At 72.5% G+C, this 12,853-nt stretch carries 12 protein-coding genes and 2 tRNA genes; 4 read left to right on the top strand and 10 right to left on the bottom strand.

What is annotated here, in order from left to right:
• Positions 1 to 286 precede the first annotated feature (286 nt).
• Both tig and OG900_27560 read right to left on the bottom strand, forming a co-directional pair.
• Positions 287 to 1,684: a trigger factor gene (gene tig, locus OG900_27565; GenBank protein ID WUH93497.1), complete on the bottom strand. Its 1,398-nt coding sequence runs from the start codon at positions 1,682 to 1,684 to the stop codon at positions 287 to 289.
• A 192-nt stretch (positions 1,685 to 1,876) separates the two neighbouring features.
• Positions 1,877 to 1,953, bottom strand: a tRNA-Pro gene (locus OG900_27560).
• A gap of 110 nt (positions 1,954 to 2,063) precedes the next feature.
• Between OG900_27560 and OG900_27555 the strand changes: the two genes are divergently transcribed.
• A tRNA-Gly gene (locus tag OG900_27555) sits at positions 2,064 to 2,134 on the top strand.
• A 77-nt stretch (positions 2,135 to 2,211) separates the two neighbouring features.
• Here OG900_27555 and OG900_27550 read toward each other — a convergent pair.
• Entirely contained in the window at positions 2,212 to 2,664 is a 453-nt protein-coding gene (locus tag OG900_27550; GenBank protein WUH93496.1) for an Lrp/AsnC family transcriptional regulator, read from the bottom strand.
• Between the two features lie 178 nt (positions 2,665 to 2,842).
• On the opposite strand from OG900_27550, the gene OG900_27545 reads away from it, so the two are divergent.
• Complete coding sequence (locus OG900_27545) at positions 2,843 to 3,871, top strand: asparaginase (GenBank protein ID WUH93495.1); 1,029 nt, start codon at positions 2,843 to 2,845, stop codon at positions 3,869 to 3,871.
• On the opposite strand, the gene OG900_27540 is transcribed toward OG900_27545, so the two are convergent.
• Together OG900_27540 and OG900_27535 are read right to left on the bottom strand one after the other, a co-directional pair.
• Positions 3,836 to 4,030 (bottom strand): hypothetical protein, encoded by a 195-nt coding sequence (locus OG900_27540; protein ID WUH93494.1) that lies wholly within the window; start codon positions 4,028 to 4,030, stop codon positions 3,836 to 3,838. The two genes, OG900_27545 and OG900_27540, sit on opposite strands and share 36 nt — an antisense overlap.
• Positions 4,031 to 4,168: 138 nt before the next feature.
• Positions 4,169 to 5,311: a serine/threonine-protein phosphatase gene (locus OG900_27535; protein ID WUH93493.1), complete on the bottom strand. Its 1,143-nt coding sequence runs from the start codon at positions 5,309 to 5,311 to the stop codon at positions 4,169 to 4,171.
• A 188-nt stretch (positions 5,312 to 5,499) separates the two neighbouring features.
• Here OG900_27535 and OG900_27530 point away from each other — a divergent pair, with 188 nt between their 5' ends.
• Positions 5,500 to 6,729, top strand: a complete 1,230-nt coding sequence (locus tag OG900_27530; GenBank protein WUH93492.1) for a GNAT family N-acetyltransferase — start codon at positions 5,500 to 5,502, stop codon at positions 6,727 to 6,729.
• A 44-nt stretch (positions 6,730 to 6,773) separates the two neighbouring features.
• Here the strand turns inward: OG900_27530 and OG900_27525 are convergent, their stop codons facing one another.
• From OG900_27525 to OG900_27505, 5 genes are all read right to left on the bottom strand, one after another.
• On the bottom strand, positions 6,774 to 7,580 hold the full coding sequence (locus OG900_27525; GenBank protein WUH93491.1) for an Fpg/Nei family DNA glycosylase: 807 nt from the start codon (positions 7,578 to 7,580) through the stop codon (positions 6,774 to 6,776).
• Between the two features lie 7 nt (positions 7,581 to 7,587).
• Entirely contained in the window at positions 7,588 to 8,076 is a 489-nt protein-coding gene (locus OG900_27520; GenBank protein ID WUH93490.1) for a ribose-5-phosphate isomerase, read from the bottom strand.
• Between the two features lie 64 nt (positions 8,077 to 8,140).
• Positions 8,141 to 8,740 carry a biotin transporter BioY gene (locus OG900_27515; GenBank protein WUH93489.1) on the bottom strand — a complete coding sequence of 200 codons (600 nt, stop codon included), beginning with the start codon at positions 8,738 to 8,740 and terminating at the stop codon, positions 8,141 to 8,143.
• Between the two features lie 233 nt (positions 8,741 to 8,973).
• Entirely contained in the window at positions 8,974 to 9,360 is a 387-nt protein-coding gene (locus OG900_27510; protein WUH93488.1) for a VOC family protein, read from the bottom strand.
• Between the two features lie 14 nt (positions 9,361 to 9,374).
• On the bottom strand, positions 9,375 to 10,022 hold the full coding sequence (locus tag OG900_27505; protein ID WUH93487.1) for a DsbA family protein: 648 nt from the start codon (positions 10,020 to 10,022) through the stop codon (positions 9,375 to 9,377).
• Positions 10,023 to 10,200: 178 nt separating this feature from the next.
• Here OG900_27505 and pepN point away from each other — a divergent pair, with 178 nt between their 5' ends.
• Positions 10,201 to 12,828, top strand: a complete 2,628-nt coding sequence (gene pepN / locus OG900_27500; GenBank protein WUH93486.1) for an aminopeptidase N — start codon at positions 10,201 to 10,203, stop codon at positions 12,826 to 12,828.
• The last annotated feature ends 25 nt before the right edge of the window (positions 12,829 to 12,853 follow it).

Here is a 12,853-nt window from a genome sequence, read left to right as displayed (position 1 = left end):
GCGCGGGTGGTGGCCGAGAATCCTGTACGGCCACCTGTTCGCTGTGAGCGCATGGGCTCCACGTCGCCCCGACATGGGGCGAGGGGCGCCCTCGCGCTCCCGGGCGCCCCTCCCCGGGGCGCGGGCGCACCCGGGTGCCCCTCCAGGGGCGCGGGGAAATGCGCGCGCAACCCACCACCGGCCGGTGGTCCGGAACGGAACCGGACAGCCCCTTCGGGTCGGTGACGACCCGCGCCCCGGTGGGGGCTTGCCGCGCAGTTCCCCGCGCCCCTGACGGGGCCAGGCGTCAGGCCTGCTCGGGCTCGGCGGTGTCGCCCTCGGGGGTGTCACCCTCGGAGGGGGCGGCGTCGGAGGCCGCGGCCTCGTCCTCCTCCTCGTCGGCGAGGTCCACGACCTCGCCGTTCGTGTCGGTGACCTTGGCCGCCTCGACGACGACCGCGAGGGCCTTGCCGCGGGCGACCTCGCCGACCAGCATCGGGACCTGGCCGCCTTCGACGACCGCCTGGGCGAACTGGTCCGGGCTCATGCCGGAGGACGCGGCCCGCCGCATGAGGTGCTCGGTCAGCTCCTCCTGGTTGACCGACAGCTTCTCCTTGTTGACCAGCTCGTCGAGGATGAACTGGGTCTTGATGCCCTTGACCGCCTGGGTCTCCAGCTCCGCGTCGTACTCCTCGCGGGTCTTGCCCTCGCGCTCCAGGTACGTCTCCCAGGTCAGCCCCATCTGCGGGAACTGGTGGTGCTCCAGGTTGTGCGTCCTGGTCTCGATCTCGTCCTTGAGCAGCTTCTCCGGGATCGGCACCTCGGTCAGCTCGATGAGCGCGTCGAGGACCTTCTCCTGGGCGGCGGTCGCCTGGTCGTACTGCTTCATCGACTCAAGGCGCTTGCGGCTGTCCGCGCGCAGCTCCTCCAGCGTGTCGAACTCGCTCGCCAGCTGGGCGAAGTCGTCGTCCAGCTCGGGCAGTTCGCGCTCCTGCACGTCGAAGACGTCGACCTTGACCTCGGCCGGCCGGCCGGCGGCGGAGCCGCCCTTCAGCTCGGAGGAGAAGGTGGCGGAGCCGCCCGCGGACAGGCCGGTGACGGCCTCGTCGATGCCGTCGAGCAGCTGGCCGGAGCCGATGGTGTAGCTGACCGCCTTGGCGATGCCGTCGGCGAGCACCTCGCCGTCGACCGAGGCCTCCAGGTCGACCACGACGACGTCGCCCTCGGCGGCCGCGCGGTCCACGGTGGTGGTGGAGGCGAAGCGGTCGCGCAGCTGCTCCAGCGACTTCTCGACGTCCTCGTCGCTGACCTCGACCGCGTCGACGGTGACCTCGATGCCGGAGTAGTCCGGGATCTCGATGGCCGGCCGGATGTCCACCTCGGCGGTGAACTTCAGCTCGTTGCCGTCGTTGAACTCGGTGATGTCGACGTCGGGCTGCCCGAGCACGTTCAGCTCACCCTCGCTGACCGCCTCCGTGTAGAACTTCGGCAGCGCGTCGTTGATGGCCTCTTCGAGGACCGCGCCACGGCCGAACCGCTGGTCGATGACGCGCGCAGGGATCTTGCCCTTGCGGAAGCCCGGCACCGTGACCTGCTCGTTGATCTTCTTGTACGCCGCGTCGAGGCTGGGCTTGAGCTCCTCGAAGGGCACCTCGACAGTGAGTCGAACCCGGGTCGGGTTCAGAGTCTCGACGGCGCTCTTCACGGTTGGGTCTCCTTGGGGCTTTACGTTGATGGGGGCGGACCGTCGGTACGAGTCGTACGTCCGGCACTCGGCCTGGCCGCGTGCCCGGTCGCCAGCGGCCCATCCTACCGGTACCACAAAGCCCGCCGGGCGGGGTCGGACGAGGGCCCCGCGGCCGCCGCCACCGTATGCGCCGGCCCGCGCGGAACTGACTGGTCGGGGTGGCCGGATTCGAACCGACGGCCTTCCGCTCCCAAAGCGGACGCGCTACCAAGCTGCGCCACACCCCGCTGGTGCGACACGTAGAGTACATGCACCGTCGACCGTGGGCAGCCGCTATTCACCCGCCGCCCATCCGGTTCGACCGACAACCGCACGGTGTGCCAGAATCTGAGGCGCTGCGGGCGTAGCTCAATGGTAGAGCCCTAGTCTTCCAAACTAGCTACGCGGGTTCGATTCCCGTCGCCCGCTCTTCGGCCTCCGGCCCGGGTCCCCTCCCGGTGACCGGGGGCGTTTTTCGTTTCGGGGCGGGCGGGGCACCGTGCGGGTCAGTCGACCGGGATGCCCTGGGGGGACTTGATGCGTCGCATGATCATCTGGGAGTTGACGTCGCTGACGCCCGGCAGGGCGATGAGCTTCTCGGTCCAGAAGCGCTCGTAGGCGTCGGAGTCGGCCACCGCGATGCGCAGCAGGCAGCCGGGCGCGCCGTAGAGGCGGTAGGCCTCCACGACGTCGGTGGTGGACTGGACCTGGGCCTCGAAGGCGGCGACGGAGTCGCGGTCGCGGTGGACCTCGACCGAGGCGAAGACCTCGAAGCCGCGCCCGACGGCCGCCGGGTCGACCACTGCCCTGTAGGTCTGGATCACCCCGTCGTCCTCCAGTTGGCGCACCCGGCGCAGGCACGGGGAGGGGGTCAGGCCGACGCGCTGGGCAAGCTCCTGGTTGGTGAGCCGGCCGTCCGCCTGGAGTTCGCGCAAGATGCTTCTGTCAATGGCGTCCATCGCAGCAGTATCAGCCAGGTTCCGCCGAGGTACCAGCCGGTATTCGCAATCATATGGCGGGTCTACGCGCATATCATTGCAGTAGCGATCGGCACCGCTGTCCTGCCATGCCCTCAGCGGCATCGGCGACACCGCGGGGCGCGGTCGGCACATCGGCAGCAGTGGAGGCGGAGGCATCGTGCGACACGTCGTGGTCATCAGCACCGGAGGCACCATCGCCAGCCGATGGCAGGGCGACGGCTACGCGGCGGAGGCGGCCGGGCAGGAGGTCCTGGAGGCCGGCGCGGTGCCCGAGGACGTCGAGGTGCGGGTGGTGGACCTCTTCACCGTCAACAGCTCGCGGCTGACCACCGACCACCAGCTGCGGCTGCTGCACGCGGTGCACGACGCGCTCGCCGACCCCGAGGTGGACGGCGTCGTGGTCACCCACGGCACCGACACGCTGGAGGAGTCCGCCTTCTTCGTCGACCTCTTCCACGGCGACCGGCGCCCGGTGGTCTTCACCGGCGCCCAGCAGCCGCTGGACGCGGCGGACGGCGACGCGGCGGGCAATCTCTACGACGCGCTGCTGACCGCCGTCTCCGGCCGGGACATCGGCGCCGTGATCGTCTTCGCCGGGCAGGTCTTCGCCGCCCGCGGCACGGTCAAGCGGCACACCGTGGACGCCCGCGCCTTCGGCGCCCCTGACGGGCAGCCGCTGGGCCGGGTCGAGTTCGGCCGGGTGAGCTGGGGCCGCCGGCAGCCGCGGCGCGAGCCGCTGCCGCTGCCCGAGCGCGGCAGCGCCACGCCCCGGGTGGACATCGTGATGCACCACAGCGACGCCGACTCGGTGCTCTTCGAGGCGGCCGTCGGCGCCGGCGCCCGCGGCATCGTGCTGGTCGGCACCGGCGCGGGCAACGCGAACCCGGAGATCGCCGACGCGGTGCGCAAGGCCGTCGCGGCCGGGGTGCACGTCGCGGTCAGCACCCGGGTCGCGGCCGGCGCCGTGGCGCCGCTCTACACCGGCGGCGGCGCGGTCGACCTGGCCGCCGCGGGCGCGCTGCTGACCGGCACGCTCAAGCCGGGGCAGGCCCGTATCGCGGTGCTCGCCGCGCTGCTGGCGGACCAGGGCACGGGAGCGGAGGCGGGGCTGCGCCGGATCCTGGACGCCGCCCCGAAGGCGGCGCCTGCGTCAGAGCTTTATCTGGTTGATGGTGTCGGCCACTGAGTTGAGGAACCGGTTGATGTCCGGCGCCATGTTCGTGGACGCGAGGAAGAAGCCGAAGAGGGCGGCGACGATCGCCGGGCCGACCTTTATCGTCTTGCTCCGGATCATCACCACCAGGACGATCGCGAGCAACAGTGCGGCGGACAGGGAGATAACCACAGCGGATCACTTCCTCTTTCGGTTCCTTGCCGGTCCGGGGACCACGCCGCGCCCCCGCCTCGCCCGTACCCATGGTGCCATCGGTGACCGACAATCAACGCCCGTACGACACACGGCCCATAGTCCCATTCCCGTGGGCTAGTCGCGGCACACCACCAGCAGCGCGCGGTCGTCGTTGACGTCCTTGGCCACCGCCTCGATCAACCGCCAGGCGGAGCCGCGGAATCCGGTGGCCACGAAGCGGTCGGCCTCGCCGATCAGCCGGTCCATGCCCTCGGCGATGTCCCGCTCCGCGGTCTCCACCAGCCCGTCGGTGAACAGCATCAGCACGTCGCCGGACCGCAACGTGCCCTTGACGCCGTGGAATTCGGCCCCGTCGTAGACGCCGAGCAGCGGCCCCTCGGCGGCCTTCTCCTCCCACCGCCCGCTGCCCGCGTGCAGTTGGACGCCCGGCGGGTGGCCCGCGGAGAGCAGTTCGTAGTCGCCGCTCTCCAGGTCGAGCACCAGGTGCACGGAGGTCGCGAAGCCCTCCTCCCAGTTCTGCCGCAGCAGGTAGCCGTTCGCGGCGGTGAGGAAGGCGTGCGGCGGCAGCGACCCGAGCAGGCCGCCGAAGGCGCCGGACAGCAGCAGCGAGCGCGAGGCGGCGTCCATGCCCTTGCCCGACACGTCGGTGAGCACCGCTTCGAGCACCCTGCCGCCCGAACTGCGGGTTGCCACCACGAAGTCGCCGGAGAAGGACTGGCCGCCGGCCGGGCGCAGCGACATCTCGGCGTGCCAGCCGCCGGGCAGCCGCGGCAGCCTGCTCTGCACCCGGATTCTTTCCCTGAGGTCGAACAGCATGGTGTGGCCGCCCCGCCACGGCACCCCGACCCTGGCTCTGAACTGCGCGATGATCAGGCCGGTCAGCGCCACCGCGGTCACCACCAGCACCGTGCCCGGGGTGACCCGGGCGGGGCCCTCGCGGTAGGGGCCGAGCGCGGCCGACTCGGCGATCAGCGCGACGGCGGAGGCGGCGTAGACCAGCAGCAGGCTGGAGGGGCGCAGCAGCAGCCCGCCGGCCAGGATCGGCAGCACCAGGGCGCTGGGCGGGCACCATTCGGGCGTGACCACGGTCGTGTAGGCCAGGATCGGGATCATCGCGATCAGGACGCCGAGGCCGGCCCAGTCGGAGGCGCCGCCGCGGAAGTAGTCGACGGCGGACTTGCGCACACTGAGCCGGGCCCGGTGCAGCCTTCTGCGCCACCTGAGCCGAGGCCCCTCGCCCACCGCCGTTTTTGCCATGTTCCGGCGACCCTATCCACGGATGGCCCTGCCGTGCAGGCCGGATGGGTTGTGAGCTGTACGGGTGAGTCCGTACGAGCCCGATGATGCCCGCGAGGACACCGCGGGAAACCGCCCGGGAGCGCCCTGGGTGCCGCCGGGGGTAAATGCGTATCCCCGCCGCGGGCCCTGCTGGTAGGCAAGAGGCCATGACGATCGATCTGCGGGTGCCGGCGGCCGGGGACTGGGACGAGTTCGCGCTTCGCCTGGAGCGGGCCTTCGGCGACTTCCAGGACCCGGAGGAAATGGCGATGTGGCGGGATTTCCTGCCTTTCGAGCAGGCGGTCGCCGCCTGGGCGGACGGCGGGATCGTCGGCACCGCGGGCGCCTTCGACTTCCGGATGACCGTGCCGGGCGGCACCCTGCTCGACGCGCCCGGCGTCACCATGGTCAGCGTCCAGCCGACGCACCGCCGCCGGGGCGTGCTCACCGCGATGATGCGCCGCCAGCTGGACGGCTTCCGCGACCGCGGACTCCCCGTCGCGCTGCTGACCGCCTCGGAGCCGTCGATCTACGGCCGGTTCGGCTACGGCGCCGCCACCCGGCAGCTGCTCGGGTCGATCGACACCGCCCGGGTCTCGGTGGCGGCGCCGCCGGGCGCCGACGCGGTGCGGCTGCGGCTGGTCACCCCGGCGGAGGGCATGGCCGCCTGCGAGGCGGTCTACGCCCGCGTGGTGCCCACCCGGCCCGGCATGCTGGCCAGGCAGCCGCGGTGGGAGCGGCTGCCTCTGATGGACCCGCCCGGCGGCCGCGGGGGCTTCGGCCCGCGGTTGTGCGTGCTCGCGGAGGTCGACGGCGAGGTGCGCGGCTACGCCCGCTACAGCGTCAAGGCGGACGACACCCGGCTCGGCGCGCCGGACAGCACGGTCAAGCTCAAGGATCTCGAAGCACTCGATCCGGTGACGTACGCGGCCCTGTGGCGCTACCTCACCGAGATCGACCTGGTCGCCCGGCTGACCTTCCGCAACCGCCCGGTCGACGACCCATTGCAGCAGATCGTCTCCGACATCCGCCGCTGCGAGCTCGGCTGGCGCGACGGGCTGTACGTACGCCTGGTGGACCTGCCGGCCGCCCTCGCCGCGCGCACCTACACGGCGCCGGTCGACGTGGTCCTCGACGTCGAGGACGCCTTCTGCCCGTGGAATGCCGGGCGCTGGCGGCTGACGGGCGACGCCAAGGGGGCGAGCTGCGAGCGGACCGCGGACCCGGCCGACCTCGCTCTGACCGCCAGGGAGTTGGGCACCGCCTATCTCGGCGGCCACAGCCTGCGGGCGCTGGCCGGTGCGGGGCTGGTCGCCGAACTGCGGCCCGGCGCGCTGGCCGAGGCGTCGGTCGCCTTCCGCTCCGACCTGGAGCCGTGGCTGCCGCACGGCTTCTAGGGCCTTCTAGGGCCCCTCCGGCGGCGCTGAGGGCCGTCCCCGGCTCAGGCCTGGCAGCTGGGGCACCAGAAGAGGTTGCGGGCGTCCAGCGGCCGGGTGCGGACGGGGGTGCCGCACACCAGGCAGGGCCGGCCGGTGCGGCGGTAGACGTAGACCTCGCCGCCGTGGTCGTCCACCCGCGGCGGGCGGCCCATCGCCTCGGGCTCGTGCTCAGGGCGGACGGTGTCGATCCGGTTGGTGCGCACGCCCTCGCGCATCAGCGCCGCCAGGTCGGCCCACATGGCGTCCCACACCGGGCGCGGCAGGTCGCGGCCCGGCAGGAAGGGGTCCACGCCGTGCCGGAAGAGGACTTCCGCGCGGTAGACGTTGCCGACGCCGGCGATGACCTTCTGGTCGAGCAGCAGCGCGGCCACGCTGATCCGGGACCTGGCCATCCTGGCGTGGACGCGGCCGGGGTCGTCGCCGGGGCGCAGCGGGTCGGGGCCGAGCCGGTCGTGTATCGCCTGCTTGTCGGGATCGGTGATCAGCGCGCAGGCGGCGGGGCCGCGCAGGTCGGCGTGGTGCGACGGCGTGGCAATGCGCAGCCGTACGGTGTCGGTGGGCGGTGGCGCCGGGCCGTCGCCGAAGCCGAACTTCCCGATCAGGCCCAGGTGGACGTGCACCCAGCCGGTGTCGCCGAAGCCGAGGAAGAGGTGCTTGCCGTGCGCCTGCGCCCCGGTCATCACCTGGCCGTCGACCAGTGCGGCGCCGTCGGAGAACTTGCCCTGCGGGCTGCTCGCCCGCACCGCCCGGCCGCCGAACCGCTCTTCGTGGTCGGCGGCCAGCCGGTGGATGGTGTGGCCTTCGGGCATCGCCCGGTCAGTCCTGCCGGGGGTGGTCCGCCGGGACCGGCGGCAGCTCGCCGGTGGCCTCGTAGGCGGTGAGCATGTCGATACGGCGCTGGTGGCGCTCCTCGTGCGAATACGGCGTCGTCAGGAACAGCTCCACGAACTTCACCGCCTCCTCCTGCGAGTGCATCCGGCCGCCGATGCTCAGCACGTTGGCGTCGTTGTGCTCGCGGGCGAGCGTGGCGGTCTGCTCGCTCCAGGCCAGGGCGGCGCGGACACCGCGCACCTTGTTCGCGGCGATCTGCTCGCCGTTGCCGGAGCCGCCGATCACGATGCCGAGGCTGCCGGGGTCGGCGGCGGTGCGCTCCGCTGCGCGGAGGCAGAAGGGCGGGTAGTCGTCCACCGCGTCGTAGATGTGCGGGCCGCAGTCCAGGGGCTGGTGCCCGTTGCCTGTCAGCCATTCGACGAGGTGGTTCTTGAGTTCGAAGCCGGCATGATCCGAGCCGAGGTACACGCGCATGCCCCCAGTCTTCCACCCCCGGCCGCCGTGACGCGCCCGCACCCCGCCGGGTGGCGCGAGTGCCTTATTCGGAGGGCCGGCTCAGGCGCCAGGCGGCGGGGAGGGCCGCCATGGCCAGGGCGGCCTTGAGCGCGTCGCCCAGCAGGTAGGGGCGCAGGCCCAGGGTCAGGGCCTGGTGGGACGAGAGGTGGGCGGACCAGGCCAGGTAGGGGACGCCGACGGCGTAGATCACGGCGGAGCCGAGGACCATGACGCCGGCGGTGCGCAGCACGGTGCGGTCGCCGCCGCGGCGGGCGAGGAAGCCGACCATGCCGGAGGCGACGAGCATGCCGAGGATGTAGCCGAAGGTCGGCATGGACCAGCCGGAGGTGCCTTCCGCGAACCAGGGCAGGCCGGCCGCGCCGGCGGCGGCGTAGAGGCCGAGGGAGGCGACGCCCCGGCGGGCGCCGAGCGCCGTGCCGACGAGCAGTGCGGCGAAGGTCTGGCCGGTGACCGGGACCGGGGAGCCCGGCACGGGCACGGACAGCTGTGCGGCCAGCCCGGTGAGCGCGGCGCCGCCGGCGACCAGGGCGGCGTCCCTGAGCCGGGCGCGGCCGGCGGAGGACGCGGGAAGCAGGTCGGCGAGTACGGTTCCGGCCCGGCCGGGGGCAGCTGTGGCGCTCATCGGTTCTCCGCGGGGTGGGGGCGATCAAGGGGACACCGTGACGCTAACCCAGCGGCCGAGCCCCCTTCATCGTCGGACCCCGACAAAGCCCTGATCATCCGCTTGGAGACTCCCGCGCCCGGGAATCGAGTCGTTTGGCCAGGTCGCGTGACCCACGTCACGCGCGGGCATGCGACCGGGGCGGGTGCGTACGGCACCCGCCCAGGCCGTCCCGACTGTGCGGTTCCGCCAACTCACGCGGGCTGGATGAGATCCCACCTGTTGCCGTAGAGGTCGTGGAAGACGACCACCGCGCCGTACGGCTCGTACCGCGGCTCCTCCTCGAAGACGACGCCGGCCGCGACCATCCGCTTGTAGTCGCCGTCGAAGTCCTCGGTGTTCAGGAAGAGCCCGACCCGGCCGCCGGTCTGGTCGCCGACCCTGGCGGTCTGCGCCGCGGTGGTGGCCAGGGCGAGCAGCAGGCCGGTCTCGCGGGCGCCGGGCGGCGCGACGACGACCCAGCGGCCGCCGTCCTCCCGCGCGGTGTCCTCGCGCAGCTCGAAGCCGAGCGCTCGCGTGTAGTAGGCGATGGCCTCGTCGTAGTCGCGTACGACGAGGGCCACCAGACCCAGGTGTGCCATGTTTCCCGACCGCTCTACTCGAAGCTGGGCCCGGCGGTGCGGGTGCGCTTGATCTCGTAGAAGCCGGGGACCGACGCCACCAGGAGCGTGCCGTCCCACAGCTTCGCGGCGTCCTCGCCCTTGGGGGCGGGGGTGACGACCGGGCCGAAGAAGGCGACCTGCTCCCCGTCGGCTCCGGGGACGGCGATCACCGGGGTGCCGACCTCCTGGCCGACCTTGTCGATGCCCTCCTTGTGGGAGGCGCGCAGCTCGGCGTCGTAGGTGTCCTTGTCGGCGTAGTCGGCCAGGTCGGCGGGCAGGCCGACCGATTCGAGCGCGGCGGCGATGGTCTCCTTGGTCCTGGGCTGCTCCTGGTTGTGGAAGCGGGTGCCGAGCGCCTCGTAGAGCGGGCCGACGACCTCGTCGCCGTGCAGCTGCTGTGCGGCGATCACCACCCGGACCGGCCCCCAGGCCTCCCGCAGGAAGTCGGCGTATCCCTCGGGGAGGGTGTCGAGCTTGTCCTCGTTGAGCACGGCCAGGCTCATCACGTGCCAGCGCACGGTGACGGGGCGGACCTTCTCGACTTCCAGCATCCAGCGGGACGTCATCCATGCCCAGGGGCACAGCGGGTCGAACCAGAAGTCGGCCGGCGTCGTCTTGGTCTCGGGGGCGGTCGCGGTCACTGCGTACTCCTCGGTCGTTGCATCGCTCTCCTCCAACCGACAACGCGGCGGCGGCGCGGCGGCATTCCCGCCGCGGCCTCACCGTAGGCGCTGGTCGGCGCGTTCCTGTCGTACCACCGTGGAAGGATGCGAGGCGTTGCGTGTCCGTTTCCGGGGGTCATAGACGAAGGAGCCGCCCGTGCCCGGCGAGAACCTGAGCCGTGAGGAGGCCCGCGAGCGGGCCGCGATCCTGTCCGTGGAGCGCTACGACGTGGCGCTCGACGTGCGGTCCGCGGTCGGTGCCGCGCCCGCCGGCGCGGAGCGCACCTTCCGGTCCACCACGGTGATCGACTTCCGGTGCGCGAGCCCGGCCGCCTCGTCCTTCGCCGACCTCGTCGCCTCCGAGGTGGCCTCGGTGCGGCTGAACGGCCGGGAGCTGGACCCCGCCGCTGTCTGGGACGGCGCCAGGATCGCCCTGGACGGCCTCGCCGAGCGCAACACCCTGGTGGTCGACGCGCGTTGCGCCTACAGCCGTACGGGCGAGGGCCTGCACCGCTTCGAGGACCCGGAGGACGGCGAGGTCTACCTCTACACGCAGTACGAACCTGCCGACGCCCGCCGGGTCTTCGCCAATTTCGAGCAGCCCGACCTCAAGGCGCCCTTCACCTTCCAGGTGACCGCCCCCGAGAGCTGGACGGTGCTGTCCAATGCCGAGCCCGGCGGCGAGCCCGCCGCGGCGGACGGCGGCGGCGCGACCACCCGCTTCCGCCCGACCCTGCCGATCGCGACGTACATCACCGCGGTCGTCGCCGGCCCCTACCACGTCGAGCGCGACCACTACTCGCGCACCTTCGCCGACAAGGTGACCCTCGACGTCCCGCTGAGCGCGCTGTGCCGCCGCTCGCTGGCGCGGCATTTCGACGCCGACGAGATCTTCACCGTCACCAAGCAGGGCCTGGACTTCTACCACGACACCTTCGACTACCCGTATCCCTTCGGGAAGTACGACCAGGCCTTCGTGCCGGAGTACAACATCGGGGCGATGGAGAATCCGGGCTGCGTGACCTTCCGTGAGGAGTTCGTCTTCCGCGGCAAGGTGACGCGGGCGTCGTACGAGCACCGGGCCGGCGTGGTGCTGCACGAGATGGCGCACATGTGGTTCGGCGACCTGGTGACCATGCGCTGGTGGGACGACCTGTGGCTCAAGGAGTCCTTCGCGGACTTCATGGCGGCCTTCTCGCAGGTGGCGGCGACGCAGTATGCGGAGGGCTGGATCACCTTCGCCAACCGCCGCAAGGCGTGGGCCTACCGCGCCGACCAGCTGCCGTCCACCCACCCGGTGGTCGCGGACATCCGCGACCTGGAGGACGCCAAGCTCAACTTCGACGGCATCACCTACTCCAAGGGCGCCTCGGTGCTCAAGCAGCTGGTGGCCTACGTCGGTGAGGACGCCTTCATGGAGGCGGCCCGGCGCTATTTCAAGCGGCACGCGTACGGCAACACCGAGCTGGCCGACCTGCTGTCGGTGCTCACCGAGACCTCGGGCCGCGACATGCCGGCCTGGTCGCGGGCCTGGCTGGAGACGGCGGGCGTCAACTCGCTGACACCGCAGGTCTTCGTCGACGCCGAGGACCGCATCACCGAGCTGACCGTGCTGCAGACCGCCGACGACCCGGCGCACCCGCAGCTGCGCCCGCACCGCTTCGCGGTGGGCCTCTACCGGCGGATGCCGGGCGGCGCCCTGGAGCGGTACGCGCGGGCCGAGGCCGACGCGACGGGCCCGGTCACGGTGGTCGGCGAGCTGTCAGGGCGCCCGCGGCCCGACCTGGTGCTGGTCAACGACGACGACCTGACGTACTGCAAGATCCGCTTCGACCCGGCCTCGCTGGACACGCTGCGCTCCCACCTGGGCGACCTGTCGGACCCGCTGGCCCGGGCGCTGGCCTGGTCGGCGGTGTGGAGCATGACCAGGGACGCGCTGATGCCGGCCGGCGACTACCTGGACCTGGTGCTGCTCTTCGCGGGCCGGGAGAGCGACATCGGGGTGCTCCAGTCGCTGCACCTCCAGGCGCGGACCGCGCTGGCGCACTACGTGGCGCCGGAGCGCCGCGACGCGGCGGCGACCGCGCTGGCCCAGGGCGCGCTGCAGGAGCTGCGGCTCGCCGAGCCGGGCAGCGGCCACCAGCTGGCGTGGGCGCGCTTCTTCGCCTCGGTCGCCTCGTCGGCCGCCGACCTGCAACTGCTGCACGGGCTGCTCGACGGGTCGGCGAAGATCGACGGCCTGTCGGTGGACCAGGAGCTGCGCTGGACCATCCTGTGCGCGCTGGCCGCGTGCGGCGCGGCCGACACGGCGGCGATCACCGCCGAGCGGGCCAGGGACGACACCGCCTCCGGCCACCGGCACGAGGTGCGCTGCCTGGCGGCGCGGCCCTCCGCCGAGGTCAAGGCGTCGGCCTGGGCCGACGTGGTGGATTCCGACGCGCTGTCCAACGCGCTGGTGGAGGCGACCATCGCGGGCTTCGCGCAGGCTTCCCAGCGCGACCTGCTCGCGCCGTTCACCGAGCGGTATTTCGCGGCGCTGGAGCAGCTGTGGGCGACCCGTTCGATCGAGACCGCGATGGCCGTGGTCACCGGGCTCTTCCCGGCCTTCCAGGACCCTTCGGGGACGCTGGCGGCCACCGACGCGTGGCTGGACGGCCACCCGGACGCCGCGCCCGCGCTGCGCCGCCTGGTGCTCGAAGGGCGGGACGACCTCGCGCGGGCGTCGCGCGCACAGATGTGCGACACCCGCGCGGCCGAGGCGGCAGGCCCCGGCGCCGCGCTCTGACCGCTCACGGGGGGCCGTCCTGCCT

It is taken from the genome of Streptomyces sp. NBC_00433, assembly GCA_036015235.1.
Taxonomy (GTDB): domain Bacteria; phylum Actinomycetota; class Actinomycetes; order Streptomycetales; family Streptomycetaceae; genus Actinacidiphila.
Note: the sequence above shows the minus strand (reverse complement) of the source record. Positions and strands in the feature narration are given on the sequence as shown.

Bases quoted from the DNA above. Each gene is read 5' to 3' on its own strand.
- OG900_27520 (WUH93490.1), bottom strand. From the start codon at position 8,076: ATGCGCGTGTACCTCGGCTCGGATCATGCCGGCTTCGAACTCAAGAAC.
- OG900_27530 (WUH93492.1), top strand. From the start codon at position 5,500: ATGACGATCGATCTGCGGGTGCCGGCGGCCGGGGACTGGGACGAGTTC.
- OG900_27550 (WUH93496.1), bottom strand. From the start codon at position 2,664: ATGGACGCCATTGACAGAAGCATCTTGCGCGAACTCCAGGCGGACGGC.
- OG900_27510 (WUH93488.1), bottom strand. From the start codon at position 9,360: ATGGCACACCTGGGTCTGGTGGCCCTCGTCGTACGCGACTACGACGAG.
- OG900_27525 (WUH93491.1), bottom strand. From the start codon at position 7,580: ATGCCCGAAGGCCACACCATCCACCGGCTGGCCGCCGACCACGAAGAG.
- OG900_27535 (WUH93493.1), bottom strand. From the start codon at position 5,311: ATGGCAAAAACGGCGGTGGGCGAGGGGCCTCGGCTCAGGTGGCGCAGA.
- OG900_27515 (WUH93489.1), bottom strand. From the start codon at position 8,740: ATGAGCGCCACAGCTGCCCCCGGCCGGGCCGGAACCGTACTCGCCGAC.